The organism is Thermodesulfobacteriota bacterium (assembly GCA_036397855.1).
Taxonomy (GTDB): domain Bacteria; phylum Desulfobacterota_D; class UBA1144; order Nemesobacterales; family CSP1-2; genus DASWID01.
This window is the reverse complement of record DASWID010000065.1, coordinates 1-16,891: the sequence shown is the minus strand read 5'-3', so window position 1 is coordinate 16,891 and position 16,891 is coordinate 1. Positions and strand designations below refer to the sequence as shown.

Sequence of the window (16,891 nt, the reverse complement as noted above, 5' to 3'; positions counted from 1 at the left end):
GCATTAGAAGATTTCATATCCCCTTCAAATGGCGCATAATAGCCTCTAACCGCTTCCCAGTACGTTGACAGTTTGTTTAAGTCTTTTACATCGATGCCAGTGTCCCGCTCAGTTCCTTCCAAGGCAGCGACAACAGCATTTAAACTAGGCTGAGACGTCAATCCAGATAATGAGCTGATGGCTGAATCAACAATGTCCGCGCCCGCCTCGGCAGCCTTGAGAACTGTGGCCTCCCCGTTCCCGCTGGTAGCATGAGTATGAAAATGCAGGGGGATTCCCGTTTCTTCTTTTATGGCGCGAACCAACTTTTCCGCCGCAAAGGGCTTACATAGTCCGGCCATATCCTTGATCGCTATGAGGTGAACATGCATTTTCGAGAGTTCCCTCGCGAGATCAACGTAGTACTTAAGCGTGTATTTATCGCGTCTTGGGTCGGTGATATCACCTGAATAACATATTGCCGCTTCAACTATCTTTCCTGTGTCAAGCGCCGTTTCTATTGAAACCGTCATATTTGGAATCCAGTTGAAGCAATCAAAGATTCTGAACAGGTCTATACCACAGCTTGCCGCCTCTTTTATGAATTCTCTAACGACGTTATCCGGGTAGTTGGCATATCCAACAGCATTAGCGCCACGAAGCAGCATTTGGAGGATGGCATGGGGCATAGACTCTCTGAGCTTTGAAACTCGGTTCCAGGGGCATTCTCTGAGAAATCTCAGACATACGTCGAATGTTGCTCCACCCCACATCTCAAAGGAAAAAATGTTTCTTCCCAAATAACCAGTCGCCTTTGCGATATTAAACATATCATAAGTTCTTAGGCGTGTTGCGAGTAGAGATTGATGAGCGTCGCGAAAGGTCGTGTCTGTGACAAGTAGACGTTCTTGTTTCAAAATCCACTTTGATAATCCCTCCGGACCCTCCCTGTCAAAAACCTGTCTGTGTTCAGGAACCACCAGTTTATTGTGATCTGTCGATGGTACGATTGGTTTTAGGGGCGGATGTTCTTCCCAGCTCTTGGGCTTCTTAATGGACCGGTTTATTGTGACATCTCCAATAAAGCTCAATAACCTTGTAGCCCTATCCCGTGGTTCCCGTATGTCAAAGATTTCCGGGTGATCCTGTAGAAAACTTGTCGTGCATTCCCCTTTTCTGAACACAGGATGTCTGATCAATTTAATCAGGAATGGAATATTCGTTTTAACCCCTCGAATGCGAAACTCTTGCAGTGCCCTATCCATCTTTTTGACACACTGATCGAATGTTAAGCCCCACGAGGTAACTTTTACCAGCATGGAATCGTAATACGGCGTGATGGCAGCACCTACATAAGCACTCGCGGCATCAAGCCTTATTCCGAATCCACCTGGGGATCGATATGCGATCAATCGACCGATATCAGGCGTGAAGTTATTTGTCGGGTCTTCGGTTGTGATACGACACTGTAACGCATATCCATTACATCTTAACGCAGAACCCCTGGGAATTCCTGTTTTGGGATCGTGTAATCTATGACCCTCTGCAATTCGTATCTGGGCTTGGACAAGATCCACACCGGTAACAAGTTCTGTAACGGTGTGTTCCACCTGGATGCGAGTATTCATCTCAATAAAATAGAAATTACCTTTTAAGTCCACCAAAAATTCAGCGGTCCCCGCACTTGTATAATTCGCAGCGTGACAAATTCGGAGAGCCGCGTCATAAATTTTCTCTTTAAGAACACGATCGAGTGTTAATGCCGGTGCAAATTCCACTACCTTCTGATGTCTTCTCTGAACGGAGCAGTCGCGTTCGAATAAATGCATTACATTACCGTATTGATCGCCCAGAATCTGTACCTCGACATGCTTAGGATTCTCAATATATTTTTCGAGTATAACGGCGTCGCTTCCAAATGCCGCTTTCGCCTCTGACCTGGCCTGTGGAAGGTTCTCTATAAGAGACTTTTGATCATAGTTGACTCTTATCCCCCTGCCTCCCCCACCGTGGGCAGCTTTTATAATCACGGGGAATCCTACATCTCTTGAAAACTCGATGGCTTGTTCATCGTTCTCTACAAATTCCTCTGTTCCAGGAACGATAGGCACACCCGACCTAGCGGCCAATCTCCTTGCTTCCGCTTTATCGCCCATCAGCTCAATTACCTCTGGAGTTGGGCCGATGAAGGATATCCCCGCATCGATACATGCACTAGCGAGACCTGGATTTTCAGATAAGAATCCGTATCCGGGATGAATGGCGTCTACATTCTTTTCAATCGCCAGACTTATGATTCCATCTATGTCCAAATACGCCTCGACTGGCCCTTTGTTTTTCCCGATTAAATAGGCTTCATCCGCCTTGCCTCTGTGCAGAGAAAAAGAATCTTCTTCAGAATAAATTGCAATCGTATTTATGCCCAGCTCGGTGCATGCGCGAAACACGCGAATTGCAATCTCTCCTCGATTTCCGACCAGCACTCTTTGAAAATTTTTAACCTTCTTTCTAAACTTAGATTTTGACTGCATAGTAGTTCCTTTTGACTCCTGTATTATCGGTCTGTCGCGATTAGGTAATTGGACACACTTATAATCATATGTCAGGCATATTATTTTTTATTCTTTGGCATGCGTTTATTCTTTTTTCTCGATTCTTCCGCTGCATTTTCCTTATAGTCTATCACCTTCTTCAGTATTTTTTCATCCGACGTGCCAAGGATTTCTATGGCCAAAAGGGCAGCATTCTTCGCGCCCCCGATTGCGACTGTCGCAACCGGCACGCCACCAGGCATCTGTACAATTGACAAAAGTGAGTCAAGGCCACTCAGGGCTTCAGTACTGATTGGAACACCTATTACAGGAAGTGGTGAATGTGCGGCAATCATTCCTGGAAGATGCGCGGCACCTCCCGCGCCTGCAATAATCACCTTAATACCTCTCACGTGGGCTTCCTGTGCGTATTTAGCCATATCTACAGGTGTGCGGTGAGCAGACAGAATCCTCATTTCATATGGAATATTGAATTCATCGAACACCTTTGACGCGGCTATCATTGTTGGCAAATCTGAATCACTTCCCATGATTATTCCTATTAACGGATTCACGTGCACCCTTACCTCCTTCAACAAATTTTCAGAAAGATATCATACTTGCCGCCTTAAGTGCCCTATCGAACGATTCTTCTATGCTTTGTCCCAATACTGTGACATGACCCATCTTACGATTTGGACGAGTGTGCTGCTTACAGTATATATGAATATGGGCACCGGTAATTTGTAGAGCCTCTTCAAGTCCCTTAATAACTGATTCTCCATGGCGGCTGCCGAGTAAGTTAACCATCACAGCGGCAGGAGTCACCATGCTGGTCGAGCCCAAAGGATAACCCAGAATGGCACGTAAATGATTTTCATATTGTGATGTAATGCAGGCCTCGATTGTGTAATGGCCTGAATTGTGAGGTCGTGGAGCGATTTCATTTATGAGTACCCTATCATCTTCCAGAAGAAACATTTCAATTCCGAATACTCCTATACCATCAATCGCTTCAATCGCTTTTTCGGCCATATTTGCTGCATTTTTACTAATATCATCACCTATGCCTGCAGGAGCCCTGACTATGTGGCAAATGTGGTCTTTTTGAATGGTTTCAACCACAGGATATGTTGCTGTCTCACCCTTCGTATTTCGTACAACCATAATTGCAAGCTCTTTTTTAAATCTTATGAATTCTTCAACCATAAGATCACGTTTACCACCATGGAGGTTGTTCCATGCGATGTGTATCTCATCTGGACCGCTGACCGATTCATTGCCTCTACCGTCGTACGCATTTCTCCTAACCTTGAGAATTATCGGCCATCCATATTTTCTGCCGGCTTCAAGAATATCATTCTCGCCTGATACCCCTAGGAATTTTGGAACCCCTATCATACTAAACTCTAAAGTTCGCTTTTGCGTAAGCTTGTCTTGTATCAATCCTAAGGCCTTAGATGAAGGATAGACAATAGTTCCTGAGGACTCAATTTTCTCTAACAATGGAGCATCGACAAACTCATTTTCTAATGTAATCAAGCTGCTTATTCTGGATAGCTCTTCCAATTTTCTAATATCATTTATAGATCCAATCACGACCTTTTGTACTATTTGCCCTGCCGGACTTTTTATATCGGGATCCAGGATAGCTATTTCTAGACCGAGTCTGTATGCGGCAATCGCTGTCATTCTGGCGAGCTGCCCCCCGCCTATGATACCAACGGTAGTTCGATTTTCGTTATCTTCCGTGTTCATTGAGAATTATGTCTATGTGGATAAATATGACTTGAAAAAATAATAAACCAATAATTAGTCCTTATTCATTTTAACTTTTCGATAGGCTATATTTAACTTAATGGCGACAGGTATTTCAATAAGAAGGAGTTAATTTAATCAATAACTCTCAAGCGAGCTGTCGGGTATCAGTACCAGACCAATCCGTTTCTCATGTCATAAAGAGGGAAGCAGTCCCGAAGCAAACTCCAGGACGATCACCGAGGAGATCGCTTCGTTTCGCTCGCGATGATAATTCTGGTAGTGTCATTGACTCCCTGCGTCGCACTCCAATAGCAGTCGCTGCGAGAGACCCGAAAAGTCTCGAAGCAATCTCCTCCACTCCTGGCAGGGCGTTTCGTAATACGGACGACTATAGTAGTTAGGTGGCAGATTGCTTCACTCCGTTCGCAATGACATTTGTTGCAGAGGATTGCCTCGCTAGAGTCTTTAATTAGCACTTGGATTTTACTCAGTACAGTCCGTCCAAGTGCTCCCAATGACAATTGCCTGTCAATGAGAACGGAAACCGTGCAGCAAGCCGCAGGGAATTATCAAGCTAAAAAGGTAAAAAACCGCAAAATATGAGAGCACTATTTCGTTTGGGGTACTAATGGACAGAACCTGTTTTTGAAGTTGTTTGAATAATTTAACACATGCTAGCCTTTAAATAGATCTAAAAACTTGTTATATTGAGATCTAAAATAGAGTAATTTAACAATCAAATTTAAAATGCACTTCCCGGATTATCGTCCAAGAAGACTACGGAAAAATAAACAGATCCGTGAAATGGTTTCTGAAACCAAATTAAGTGTGGATGATTTTATCTATCCGATGTTCATCGCTCCTGGTAGGAGATTTAAAGAAGAGATTAGCTCAATGCCGGGGATATTTAGACAGTCAGTCGACAATGCGATAAGGGAGATAAAACAGGTAAAAGAACTTGGAATCAAGGCCATCCTGTTATTTGGGATTCCGGAGCTAAAGGATGAATTGGGATCAGAGGCTTACGATGAAAACGGTATTGTCCAGAGGGCGTTAAGAGAGATAAGGGAAAGGTTTAATAGTATGGTGCTCTTCACCGACATATGCATGTGTGCGTATACGAATCACGGCCATTGCGGAATAATCAGGAAGGGTCAAGTGGACAACGATGAAACACTTAAATATCTGGGAGAGATCGCCCTATCCCACGCAAGGGCTGGGGCTGATATAGTTGCTCCCTCTGACATGATGGACGGTCGTGTTGGAGTGATTAGAAATGCACTGGATGAGGATGGTTTAATTAATACTGGGATAATGTCGTATTCAGCGAAGTACGCATCCGCATTCTACGGACCATTTAGAGAGGCTGCAAAGTCCTCACCCGAATTTGGGGACAGGAGAGAATATCAGATGGATCCGCCCAACGTTAGAGAGGCTTTGCGTGAAATTGCGCTCGACATTGAGGAGGGTGCAGATATAGTGATGGTGAAACCCGCCATGTCTTATCTTGATGTTATAAGAGCAGCCAGGGAAGAGTTCGACTATCCGCTTGCCGCGTATAACGTTAGTGGTGAATATTCGATGGTGAAGGCTGCCGGTGGACTCGGCTGGATAGATGAAAATCTAGTCATTATGGAGATGCTAACTAGCATAAAGAGGGCTGGCGCAGATATCATCATATCCTATTTTGCTAAAGAAGCCGCGCGATTATTGGACTCTTCAAAGCATGCATAATGAAAGATATTATTTACAAAGTGGTGGAATTAACAACCGTGACGGCAGAGGACCTTGAAGCGATAATAAATAAGTGGGTTAATAAAGGCTGGAAATTAGATACTATTCAATTTGCTATGAGAGAATCCTCGAGAAGACCAGCCATGGCGTTCGTACTTTTTACTCGTAATGAAAAGACTAAAGAACATGACTGATCCCTTGAGGGATCAAACTGCCTAATCTGAATAGCTAATGCTATTCCAATTTACTAAAATCAATCCAATAACTATGAGGATAATTCCAATAAGGCGCTGAGATGAAATATGCTCGCTGAGGAACATAAAGGCATAGAGGGCGGTGAACAGGGGAAACGTAGCAGCTATGGGGACTATCTTCGAAGTAAAATCCTGCTTGAGCGCGACGAAAAAGAGGAATAGACCAATAATGCCACCAAAAAGGGCAGCAAGAATGATGTAGAGGAGAGTTTTCCCGTCTACCGTGCTGAAATCCCTATACCCACCCGTTACAACCGAATAAACGACAAGACAGGTAGCTGAAAATATAAAACGCAACGTTATCACAGTAAGAGGTGAAGCCCTTTCCAAACTCAGTTTTTCAAATATAGGTGAAATGCCCCATATTGTTGCCACGAGTAAGGCTAATCCTGCAGTCTTCATAGTAATCCTCCGAATAACTAATTTATTTGTTCATTACTCTAGTACAATAATGTTAATTCTAATAGCTGTATATAATTCTTTATCGGTGCAAATTAATGGACTGCCTCTCTCATTGCAGTCCCACGCAATAATACCTTTCTTTCCTTGCGAGTAAAATGAAGCGACCTCCTCTTTATGCTTGAGATTGCTTCAGTCGTTTCGCTCCTTCGCAATGACTGCTATTCCAGTGCCTCCTTAATTCTCATTGCGAACACCTCGATTAACTCAGTACTGGCTCCCTGAAGCAATTCCCTTCCCTCCCAGTCTCATTGACACAGGCGGTTCTCATCGCGAAGGAAGCGCGGCGACCACGCGTAACTCATAAGCTTCAAGAGTCACCTAAAATTTGAAAAACCTCTCTTAGATCCTTGATTTTCCGGATATCATCACTATGTTCATATTTTCCCTCCCTATCAAGTAATACAGCGTTTATACCCAGAGATTTTGCTCCCCGTAAATCATGCTCGATACTATCGCCAATGTGAATGGATTCCTCCGCCAATACACCTTGCTCATTAAGAGCGATTTCAAAAATTTCTGGCGAAGGTTTTGCAAATCCAGCTTCACTAGAGATCACAAACGATTTGAAATATTTATATATACCCAGGGTTTGGCAAACATCGTACACCCGAGTATCAAAGTTTGAAATCAAGCCTAATTTAAGGCCTCGCTTTTCGAGCGAGGTCAATACATCCTGAGTTTCAGGAAATAATTTCCATGCGCCAAGTCTAAAAACCTCAAATAGCTCTTCAAAGTATGAATCAAATTCATCAAACATGCCCACGTCTTCAAAAACGTTTTCGACTACGCTGTACCACCATTTCTTTTCATATACCCTTCTATCTTCAGAAGAAAGTCCACCAAATACTAAAGGGGGTGCTGAGTGGAATGCGCATGAAAAGGCGGCCTTGACCAATTTAGGATCTGGAGTTGATCCGTATTTGGATGCCACCGAAGAATATACATTCCCAAGTCCATCATTTATATAAAATAATGTATCGGCGGCGTCAAAAAAAACAGCTTTGATTCGATTATTGTTGCCCATGTCCCAGCTCGGTCATTGCGAATTTAATGAAGCAATCTCCTGCTAACAAGTGAGATCGGGATGGCTGACTTCTTCGGTGAAGCAACTAACAACCAAGACTTTTTGCCAAAGAGCAGACCGAATAAATAGTGTCTCCCTATTTATTTGGAGAAGCTTACATAATATTGATAAAAAACACCTTTAATATACACTCTATTCAGGTAAAGGTTAATGATTAATGAAAAAAACGACCACAGGAAAAAGGTTATAGCTGTATTGGATGATCTGTTTTTCTCATCGAAGATTAGGGAAGCTGCCAAGACCCTTGACATAGAGTTGGAATTCGTAAAAAAACCAGATGGATTTAATGAGAAAATATCATCAGAAAAGCCCTCTCTCATCATCTTTGATCTCAATTCTAGAGCCGGTGACCCTCTCGAAATTATAAAAAAAATTAAATCTACCGGTGAGCTTAAGCAAATTCCCGTGATCGGATTTTTATCGCATGCTCAAATCGAATTAAAGGAGGAAGCCAATAGAGCGGGTTGTGACCTTGTAATTCCCAGATCAAGATTTTCAAAAGATCTGAGGGAGATACTGAGGAAGTATTCAATACCACCAACTGAGAGCTGAATAAACGGTAAACTCTTCTGAATTTATCTTAATTAGGCGCAATATTTGAGGCCTTCTTTGATACTTGTAATTGTTGTAAAAACTCCGAAGGTTCGTACCCAAGATTAGGTTGAAGCCATTTTTCAACAACATGCAAAGGCATATTCTTTCTCTTGGCATAATCCTCGACCTGATCACGGTTTATTTTTCCTAAATGAAAATACTTGGCTTCCGGGTGAGCAATATACCAACCAGACACCGAACTGGGTGGATTCATCGCAAAATTCTCTGTAAGAAATACGCTAATATTTTCATCGGGTTTGAGTAGTTTCCAGAGCAGGGCTTTCTCAGTGTGATCAGGGCATGAAGGGTAACCCGGCGCGGGGCGTATTCCTCTATACCTTTCTCTTATTAAGTCATCGTGCGTGAGATGTTCCTCCATTCCATATCCCCAATTCTCACGTGCCTCTTTGTGCAGCAATTCCGCCAGTGCCTCAGCAAATCTATCGCCGAGCGCTTTTACCATAATTGCATGGTAATCATCAAGTTTAGAAGAAAAAGTGGCCGCGAATGTTTCCACCTCCCAACCGGCCGTTACTACAAAACACCCGAGGTAATCCTTTCGTCCTGATCCCTTTGGCGCTATAAAATCCGCCAGACAGTGATATACATTTTTATCGACGTCAGCCTGCTGCTGTCTGAGGAAGCGAAATGTTCCCAAAATCTTATGCCCATTTTCATGATTGTAAATTTCAACGTCATCACCTACGCTCTTTGCCGGCCAGATGCCGGTCACTGCACTAACTCGGAATCTTTTATCGGCTATGATTTCGTTTAATAAATTTTGAGCGTCGTTGTAAAGATTGAGCGCCTGCTTCCCCCATTTTTTATGCTCGAATATCTTTGGGTAGACTCCCTTTAGATTCCATACCCAGAAGAACGGAGTCCAGTCGATAAAGGGTACTACTTCTTCGAGTGGTATGTCATTTAATACCTGTATTCCCAGCCTCTTAGGCACATCTATTTGAATGTCTTCCCAGTTGGTTTTAAATTTCTCTCGACGAGCTTCATCAATAGGGATAAAGCGCTTCTTATGTGATAGTGCGGCATATTGCTCTCTCGTTACTTTTTGTTTTGCAATGGCCTCTGCTTCAAAGGGTTTACGCTTATCAGGATTCATCAAGGTTCTGCAAACTCCAACAACCAATGATGCGTCTAAAACATGTATTGTAGGGCCACTATAATTCGGAGCAATCTTGATAGCCGTGTGTGCATCACTAGTAGTGGCACCTCCTATGAGCAGCGGCACATCGAAACCATTCCTTTCCATCTCTTTGGCATTGTGGACCATTTCATCAAGAGACGGTGTTATCAAGCCGCTCATGCCAATTATATCGGCTTTTACCTCCTTGGCCGTTTGAAGGATTTTATCGCAATGTACCATCACGCCGAGATCTATTACTTCGTAATTATTACAGGCTAGAACTACCGATACAATATTTTTCCCGATATCGTGTACGTCTCCCTTCACAGTTGCGATCACAAGCTTTTTTTTAGCTCTGGGATCATCAGCGTTTTTCTTTTCGGCCTCCATGTAGGGTTCCAGGTACGCAACGGCTTTCTTCATTACCCTCGCACTCTTGACCACCTGGGGGAGAAACATTTTCCCCTCTCCAAATAATTCCCCAACGATCTTCATACCATCCATGAGAGGGCCTTCAATAACATCCAGTGGCTTTTCGTATTTCTCACGTGCTTCTTCTGTATCCTCCTCAATATAGTCTATTATTCCCTTAACAAGTGCGTGTGAGAGTCGTTCCTCAACACTTCTCTTTCGCCACGACTCTTCATCTTTCAGCCTCACTTTTTCTGTACCTTTGATTTCCTCGGCGTATTCGACGAGTCGTTCAGTAGCATCCGTTCTCCTGTTTAACAGTACGTCTTCCACCCTCTCGAGAAGCTCTTTGTCTATCTCCTCATAGACGGCTAGCATTCCTGCATTCACAATCGCCATGTCAAGGCCAGCATTTATGGCATGATACAAAAAGGCGGAGTGCATGGCTTCCCTGACTATATTGTTCCCGCGGAACGAGAAAGAGATATTACTCACGCCTCCGCTGGTGCGGGCCCCTGGGCATGTGGCCTTTATTTCGCCGATGGATTCTATGAAATCGACTGCGTAATTGTTGTGCTCTTCAATTCCCGTCGCAACGGTCAAGATATTTGGATCAAAAATCACATCGGTTGGGTCCATACCCAACTTTTCAGTCAATAACCCATATGCACGTTGACAAATGCGTACCTTATCCTTTTTATTTGCAGCTTGTCCCTCCTCATCAAATGCCATAACAATTGCAGCCGCGCCGTAACGCATGACGAGCCGTGCTTGTTCTAGAAATTTTTCCTCACCTTCCTTTAGGCTGATCGAGTTAACAATGCACTTCCCCTGTACACATTGAAGCCCGGCTTCTATCACCGACCACTTTGAGCTATCTATCATGATAGGAATCCTCGAGATTTCGGGTTCAGACGTGATCAGATTAAGGAAGCGTGTCATACAGGCCACGCTATCCAGCAAGGCTTCGTCAAAGTTGACGTCAATTATATTTGCACCGTTTTCCACCTGTTGCTTGGCAATTCCGAGAGCGTCTTCAAACCTGTCGGACTTAATGAGGTTAGCAAATTTAGGAGAGCCCGTAACATTTGTTCGTTCTCCTATGACTACAAATGGGGCTCGATCACCCGTGATGTTTAACGGCTCTAACCCGCTGAGACGGGTAGCCGGAGGGATTATCGGTATTTTTCGAGGAGGCATATCTCCTATCTTTCTAGCTATTGCATTGATATGATCAGGTGTGGTTCCACAACATCCGCCTACGATGTTTACAAACCCACTTTTTGCAAACTCCTCAAGGAATATGGATATCTCTTCAGGGGTTTGATCATATCCTGTTTCGCTCAAGGGATTGGGAAGTCCGGCATTCGGATAGCAACTCGTGTAGCAATCTGCGATAGTGGACAATTCATCCATATGAGGACGCATTTCCTTAGCACCTAGTGAACAGTTTATGCCGACGGACAGAGGTCTAGCATGCCTGACTGAGTTCCAGAATGCTTCAACGGTCTGTCCTGAAAGGGTCCTGCCCGACGCGTCTGTAATAGTCACGGATAACATCACGGGCAATCGAACAGAATGCTCATCAAAGAACTTTTCAATCGCAAAAATAGCCGCTTTTACATTTAGTGTGTCGAATACAGTCTCTGCGAGCAAAATATCGACACCTCCTTCAACAAGACCCCTGATTTGCTCATAGTATGCATCGGTGAGTTCACTGAATGTGATATTCCTGTATGCTGGATTATTTACATCTGGCGATATTGAACAGGTCTTATTTGTCGGTCCTAAGGCCCCTGCTACAAAGCATTTCCTCTCTCGATTCACCGCACAGAATTCATCTACGGCTTCTCTCGCAATTCTTGCGGCTTCTTCATTGAGCTCATAGGCAATGCCTTCAAGCCCATAATCGGATTGGGATATTCTCGTACTGTTAAACGTATTGGTTTCTATAATATTCGCTCCGGCATCAAGGTATTGTCTGTGTATCTTCTTAACCAAATCCGGTCTTGTAAGGCATAAGATGTCGTTATTGCCCTTTAAATCCCTTTGGTGATCCTTGAATCGCTCACCCCTAAAATCCGCCTCGTCAAGTTTGTACGACTGGACCATTGTCCCCATTGCGCCATCCATGATTAGGATGCGCCTTTTGAGCATTTGACGAAGAATCTTGAACTTTTCCGTTTCCGCTTTTCGGTGCATGGCTACAATTATACCAAATAATTGTCACTGCGGATGAAGGGGAGATAATCCGCTACTCAATGCTACTCGGATCTATAACGAAACGCTCTGCCAATAGTGCCGGAGATTGCCACGACTGACTGAGCCTGCACTGAACACATGTGAAGTGTCAGTCCTCGCAGCAACTGCTATTAGAGTCCCGCCCAGATTGTCATTGCGAGCCGAAGCCCTGAGGCCTGTCCTGAGCATGTCGAAGGACCTTTGCGAAGGGGTGGCGAAGCAATCTGCAACCTGAGTACTTAGGATCCGGCGAAGCAATAATCTCCTACTTATCACCACTTATTACGCATCTCTCGAAGCTCTTTAAATATTATTTCAGGATTTTCTTCAATGGAGGGATTTCTTTTTTTCAGCCCATTAATTAAAGAAGGCTCGTCAAATCTTAAAAATGGATTGTATCGCTTTTCTTCCCCAATAGTTGTAGGAGCGGGCTCCTTCCCTTGCTTAATTGAATTTCTTACCTCTTTAAGTTTAGCCTTTGCTGCTTTATTTTCTGGCTCGATATCTAGGGCAAACGTCAGGTTTTTTTCTGCATAATCGTGCCCGCAGAAAACCCTAAAGTTATCCGGAAGAGTCCTGAGTTTAAACGCGATGGTCTGATAGAGTTCATTAACGTTGCCCCTGAATTTTGTATTGCCGCAACCAGATAAAAATAATGTGTCGCCGACAAAAATATTATTCCCCAAGATTAATGAAACATGCTCAGGACAGTGACCAGGTGTATACATGACACTTATTTGTTGCTTGCCAATATTGATGATACTGTTCTCTTCTATGGTTTCGTATCGGGGTGCGACGAAATCTGTACCCCTTGGATGTATCAGAATTTTTGAAGTGGTAACCTTCAGGATCGCATTGTTACCTTCAATATGATCGGGATGAGCATGGGTATTGATAATATAGCGAACCTTTAGGCCGCGTTCCCTTATATGATCTAATACCGTATTGGCATCAAGGGGATCCACTATGGCACTCTCCCGGGTTTCACTGCACCATACTATGTAGTTGTAATTGCTATCGCTTTCTTTAATCCTTATCCTTGCAATCCCAAAGCCATTTCCTTCAAACACATCCACATTATTAGTTCCCATGATTGTAATATTACACTTTTTTATTGTCACTGCGAACACCTTCATATTCCTGCCCTGACTGTCATTGCGAGCGTTAGCGAAGCAATCTCCTTCACTCTAAGCGTCATTTCGAGGGTTTGTGCAGCAAACTCATACCCAATCACTTTTCTATCCCATATTGACTCTCAACTTGAAACCTATATAATCCAAGAAAAAACTTTCCTAAAATGGGTAACAAAGTTAATATAACTAATCAGAGAATTAATGAATTGCTAAAAAAAATACTCCCCTCACTTTTACTTATTTTCTCCCTAACAACCTGTGGCGGCGAGAAGGAAATCCCTGCGCCTCAAATTGGTGGCATAAGAACAACGATAAGCAGGATACTTATTTCTCCGCTCGCCTTTGATGGTGCAGAGGTGGCTCTGGAAGGCATCGCGCATGACATCAGTGAAGCAAAAACCGGTGAGGATGTGCCAATAATTATTTTTAAACTCACTGATCTTGGTGGCAACTTTATTAATGTTTCAATACCTTCATCATGGGTAGTTATGGAAGATGACTATATGGTAGTCGGCGGTATCTACAGAAGGGCAAAGAATGAAATTGAAGCCGAACAGCTAGAAGTAATCGTGTTGGAGGAGGATTTGGAGGAGGATAAAGAAGAGAAGTAAAATTCCTGTTCTTCCCCCTACCCTACATCCTCCCAGGTTTTCCTTCTTGTTAGCAACCCACAACGCTTGCCATCACACTCATGGGGCCTTTTTTGGTGTGTAGGGCCCATTCCCCGAATGGGCTTAGGACTGATCGGGGATCAGTCCCTACAGAAAGAAAGATTCTCAGTAGGGAACGCATATATGCGTTCCCTACATTTCCGTACGTTAATCTATTGGCGATACTCTGCCAATGATATGGGGAGATTGCTTCGACCCCTTCGACTGGGCTCAGGACTTCTCGCAATGACACTGAATCCTCATTCGACTGACTCATGACAGGCTCTTTTCCAAAGAGGGAAATTTCCGTCGTTTGTTTACTTAACAGATGGCTTCGGCTTAAAGTGTTACCCATCTCCACATTCGAACCTGTGCGGGCAAGTTCCTTAAGTGTACGATCCGAAGCCCCAGACAGTCCCTACGGAAGTAAAAACATAGACGAGTACAACGCTTAACCGTTTTCTCGGGAAAGAATCCCACGGGATCAGATTAAGGAAAACTTATTTCTATTTTTTTGGAATCAAATGTAATTGGGGGGGGATTTGACAACTCTGGTATTTTCAATAAAATCTATATACAATTGCAATGCATGAGACGGAGGCAAAGAATTTGGTTACATCACGAGGCCTTTTAAGAAAAGCCAAATCGGTCGGAGTGAGGGAAGCCCAAGCTAAGCTCTCAAGGCTGATTGAGTCAAGAAGCCCCTCGATTATAACTTCTCACGGCATACCTAAATCCTTTCTGATTGCCTACGATGACATGCTGGATATTCTGGAGGTTTTGGAAGAGCTAAAGGACAAAAGGCTGATAGAAGAGATAGCCAGAGCGCGAAGGGAGTACGAAGAGGGTCTCTCCGTCCCCGCGGAGAGACTATTTAAGAAGCTGGGTTTCTAATTTATGAAATATGAATTAGTATTCCCAACCGAACGAGTTGAAAAAGAATTTGAGAAAGAGCTGAGAAAGCTATCTAAAAACTATCAGGAAAGGATAGTTGCTTCCGTTAGGTCTTTGGCTGATATTCCACGTCCGCCGGGGAAAAAATACAAAAAGTTAGAAGACGAATCTATGGTTTTTAGTTTCGTTGCTCAGTATAGACTGAGGATTGGAAAATATCGAGTACTATACGATATTGATGATAAAAATAGAAGAGTTATCTTGCTTAAGCTCGCGAAAAGGCAAGAACATACCTATAAATAAACCTTGCAGGACCGAATCGCTAATCCACGATTTCCCTCTTTGGCAAAGCCTCGGGGCCAAGCCTCGGGGTCCTAACCCTTATACCAATTTAATAACTCTTCCAATTTTTAATCTCTTAAAAATCGTCCTTCGATCTCGCCCTAAATCCCGGTTATTCGCAAGGGAGAAACATTAAATTTCTTCAGGACTGGCTTTAAAGGCAACCGTTTTTCTGGTTATAATCTTATATTTATGATTATAGGTCTTTTAGCAAATTTGTAGGGAACGCATATCCTTCGACCAGGCTCAGGAGAAGTATGCGTTCCCTATATTGACACAAACCAAAGTAGGGCCCCCGTTCCCCGAACGGGCATCGATATTCCACTGCCGCGGTTATTGTCATTGCGAGCCGAAGCCCTGAAAGCCTCGGGGTCAGTCCTGAACCTTATACCATTTTTCTAACTGTATCGAGCTTGAATCTCTTAAATATTTTCTTTCGACCTTGCCCTGAATCCGGGATATTTCCGTTTCTAAACCCTGTTCCGCTAATGGGTTTAAGACTGATCGGGGATCAGTCCCCGCATCCTTAATGTAATGCGGGCTTTCAATTAATACGAAAACCTCACCTACACTCCGAATTCTAACGGAGCGCCTCAGCCCTTCGCCATCTGTCTCCCCTTTAAAAAAGGGGAGGACACAAAACTCGAGGTCATCCAGGTAAAAAAGAAAATTGTAGAGCGTGTTGCCCGAGCGGACAGTGGAAGATCTTTCATCGCATGTATTACGCGGCAGTTGTCCAGTAGTAAAGGAGATTGCTTCGAGACTTTGTCTCCCGCAGACACTGTCAAACTTGTCTCAAACTCAACGGGCCTTTTTTGGTGTAAGGTTAAGGGTGACCCTGAGCCGTGTCTTATTTGCCCTTTGGGTTTAGAAATAATATACATTTTAAATAACTGCTTGACATGGCCTCCGGAAATATGATATAAAACAAATGTTCGAGATAATGTATAAAACAACCGCCTGGGAGAGATTTGACAGGTTAAAAGTGAAAGGTCAATGCTAATTATTTTATAGAACTGTGTCAATTAACTTAAGCTGACGATTTAAAAATATGAATAGCTATAAAGGAATGTGATTAGCAATTAAATTAATTCTTGACATATTTTGGAATTTGTAGTATAAAAGGGGTTATATCAATTACGCCCGCAATGGGTTAAATAAAAATCGGCTTTGATGGAGGTGGCAACCATTGAAGTGTATTGAGGGGTACCATAAGTCCCTTTTGGTAAAGGTACCCCCCTTTTGTCCTCAAACAAAATCCGAGCGTCCTGAACGCTGCTATTTAATCCGAGGGGATTCATTGGCTCGAAAAGCCGTCGTTGCGCGATTTCTGGCAAGTCAGGTTAAAAAGGAGGTGGCGCCTATGGAGTAAATGGGGAGAGGAGGCTATTACGATAACTTCAACTTATTCCAGGCTGGGATCGGCTATCGTAAGGCCCCAATTTTTAAAACGGTTCCATCAGGAATCAAAAATATATAAGGAGGTGAATCGTGAGAAAATTACAAATTGTAACCCTTTTTATGATTACGCTAGCCATGTCTGTTTTCGCGCTGCCCATCTTCAGTTACGCCGATTTGGATGTTTCCAAGGATGTAGCGTGCGATCTTGGTGATGGAGGAGACTGTAATGAAGGCACCTGCGATACCGAAGACACTGTCTTATGTATTGGAGGGCCAAAC

The 16,891-nt window shown here is 43.4% G+C and carries 15 protein-coding genes; 8 read left to right on the top strand and 7 right to left on the bottom strand.

Annotation, left to right across the window (positions count from 1 at the left end; all coding sequences use genetic code 11):
* The 3 genes from VGA95_05040 to purK form a co-directional block, all read right to left on the bottom strand.
* Positions 1–2,510: pyruvate carboxylase (locus tag VGA95_05040; protein ID HEX9665909.1), on the bottom strand; the 2,510-nt coding region annotated here is incomplete at its 3' end.
* An 80-nt stretch (positions 2,511–2,590) separates the two neighbouring features.
* Complete coding sequence (gene purE, locus VGA95_05035; GenBank protein HEX9665908.1) at positions 2,591–3,061, bottom strand: 5-(carboxyamino)imidazole ribonucleotide mutase; 471 nt, start codon at positions 3,059–3,061, stop codon at positions 2,591–2,593.
* Positions 3,062–3,113: 52 nt separating this feature from the next.
* Complete coding sequence (gene purK, locus VGA95_05030; protein ID HEX9665907.1) at positions 3,114–4,268, bottom strand: 5-(carboxyamino)imidazole ribonucleotide synthase; 1,155 nt, start codon at positions 4,266–4,268, stop codon at positions 3,114–3,116.
* 750 nt (positions 4,269–5,018) lie between these two features.
* On the opposite strand from purK, the gene hemB reads away from it, so the two are divergent.
* Both hemB and VGA95_05020 read left to right on the top strand, forming a co-directional pair.
* Positions 5,019–6,005 carry a porphobilinogen synthase gene (hemB, locus tag VGA95_05025; GenBank protein ID HEX9665906.1) on the top strand — a complete coding sequence of 329 codons (987 nt, stop codon included), beginning with the start codon at positions 5,019–5,021 and terminating at the stop codon, positions 6,003–6,005.
* Positions 6,005–6,199, top strand: coding sequence for a DUF4177 domain-containing protein (locus tag VGA95_05020; GenBank protein HEX9665905.1), 195 nt, complete (start codon positions 6,005–6,007; stop codon positions 6,197–6,199). The genes hemB and VGA95_05020 overlap by 1 nt, the downstream gene beginning before the upstream one ends.
* A gap of 21 nt (positions 6,200–6,220) precedes the next feature.
* Here the strand turns inward: VGA95_05020 and VGA95_05015 are convergent, their stop codons facing one another.
* Positions 6,221–6,661, bottom strand: a complete 441-nt coding sequence (locus tag VGA95_05015) for an EamA family transporter (GenBank protein HEX9665904.1) — start codon at positions 6,659–6,661, stop codon at positions 6,221–6,223.
* A 367-nt stretch (positions 6,662–7,028) separates the two neighbouring features.
* A complete protein-coding gene (locus tag VGA95_05010; GenBank protein ID HEX9665903.1) occupies positions 7,029–7,745 on the bottom strand; it encodes an HAD-IA family hydrolase in 717 nt (238 codons plus the stop codon).
* Positions 7,746–7,955: 210 nt separating this feature from the next.
* Here VGA95_05010 and VGA95_05005 point away from each other — a divergent pair, with 210 nt between their 5' ends.
* Complete coding sequence (locus tag VGA95_05005) at positions 7,956–8,357, top strand: response regulator (GenBank protein HEX9665902.1); 402 nt, start codon at positions 7,956–7,958, stop codon at positions 8,355–8,357.
* 28 nt (positions 8,358–8,385) lie between these two features.
* Here VGA95_05005 and metH read toward each other — a convergent pair whose 3' ends face one another.
* Positions 8,386–12,153 carry a methionine synthase gene (gene metH, locus VGA95_05000; GenBank protein ID HEX9665901.1) on the bottom strand — a complete coding sequence of 1,256 codons (3,768 nt, stop codon included), beginning with the start codon at positions 12,151–12,153 and terminating at the stop codon, positions 8,386–8,388.
* 311 nt (positions 12,154–12,464) lie between these two features.
* Positions 12,465–13,313, bottom strand: coding sequence for a hydroxyacylglutathione hydrolase (gene gloB / locus VGA95_04995; GenBank protein HEX9665900.1), 849 nt, complete (start codon positions 13,311–13,313; stop codon positions 12,465–12,467).
* 218 nt (positions 13,314–13,531) lie between these two features.
* Here gloB and VGA95_04990 point away from each other — a divergent pair, with 218 nt between their 5' ends.
* The 5 genes from VGA95_04990 to VGA95_04970 all read left to right on the top strand — a co-directional run.
* Complete coding sequence (locus tag VGA95_04990) at positions 13,532–13,936, top strand: hypothetical protein (protein HEX9665899.1); 405 nt, start codon at positions 13,532–13,534, stop codon at positions 13,934–13,936.
* A gap of 648 nt (positions 13,937–14,584) precedes the next feature.
* Positions 14,585–14,869: a hypothetical protein gene (locus VGA95_04985; GenBank protein ID HEX9665898.1), complete on the top strand. Its 285-nt coding sequence runs from the start codon at positions 14,585–14,587 to the stop codon at positions 14,867–14,869.
* Positions 14,870–14,872: 3 nt separating this feature from the next.
* Positions 14,873–15,172, top strand: a complete 300-nt coding sequence (locus VGA95_04980; GenBank protein ID HEX9665897.1) for a type II toxin-antitoxin system RelE/ParE family toxin — start codon at positions 14,873–14,875, stop codon at positions 15,170–15,172.
* Positions 15,173–16,400: 1,228 nt separating this feature from the next.
* Positions 16,401–16,583 carry a hypothetical protein gene (locus VGA95_04975; GenBank protein HEX9665896.1) on the top strand — a complete coding sequence of 61 codons (183 nt, stop codon included), beginning with the start codon at positions 16,401–16,403 and terminating at the stop codon, positions 16,581–16,583.
* A gap of 119 nt (positions 16,584–16,702) precedes the next feature.
* A partial coding sequence (locus VGA95_04970) for a hypothetical protein (GenBank protein HEX9665895.1) occupies positions 16,703–16,891 on the top strand: 189 nt, incomplete at its 3' end.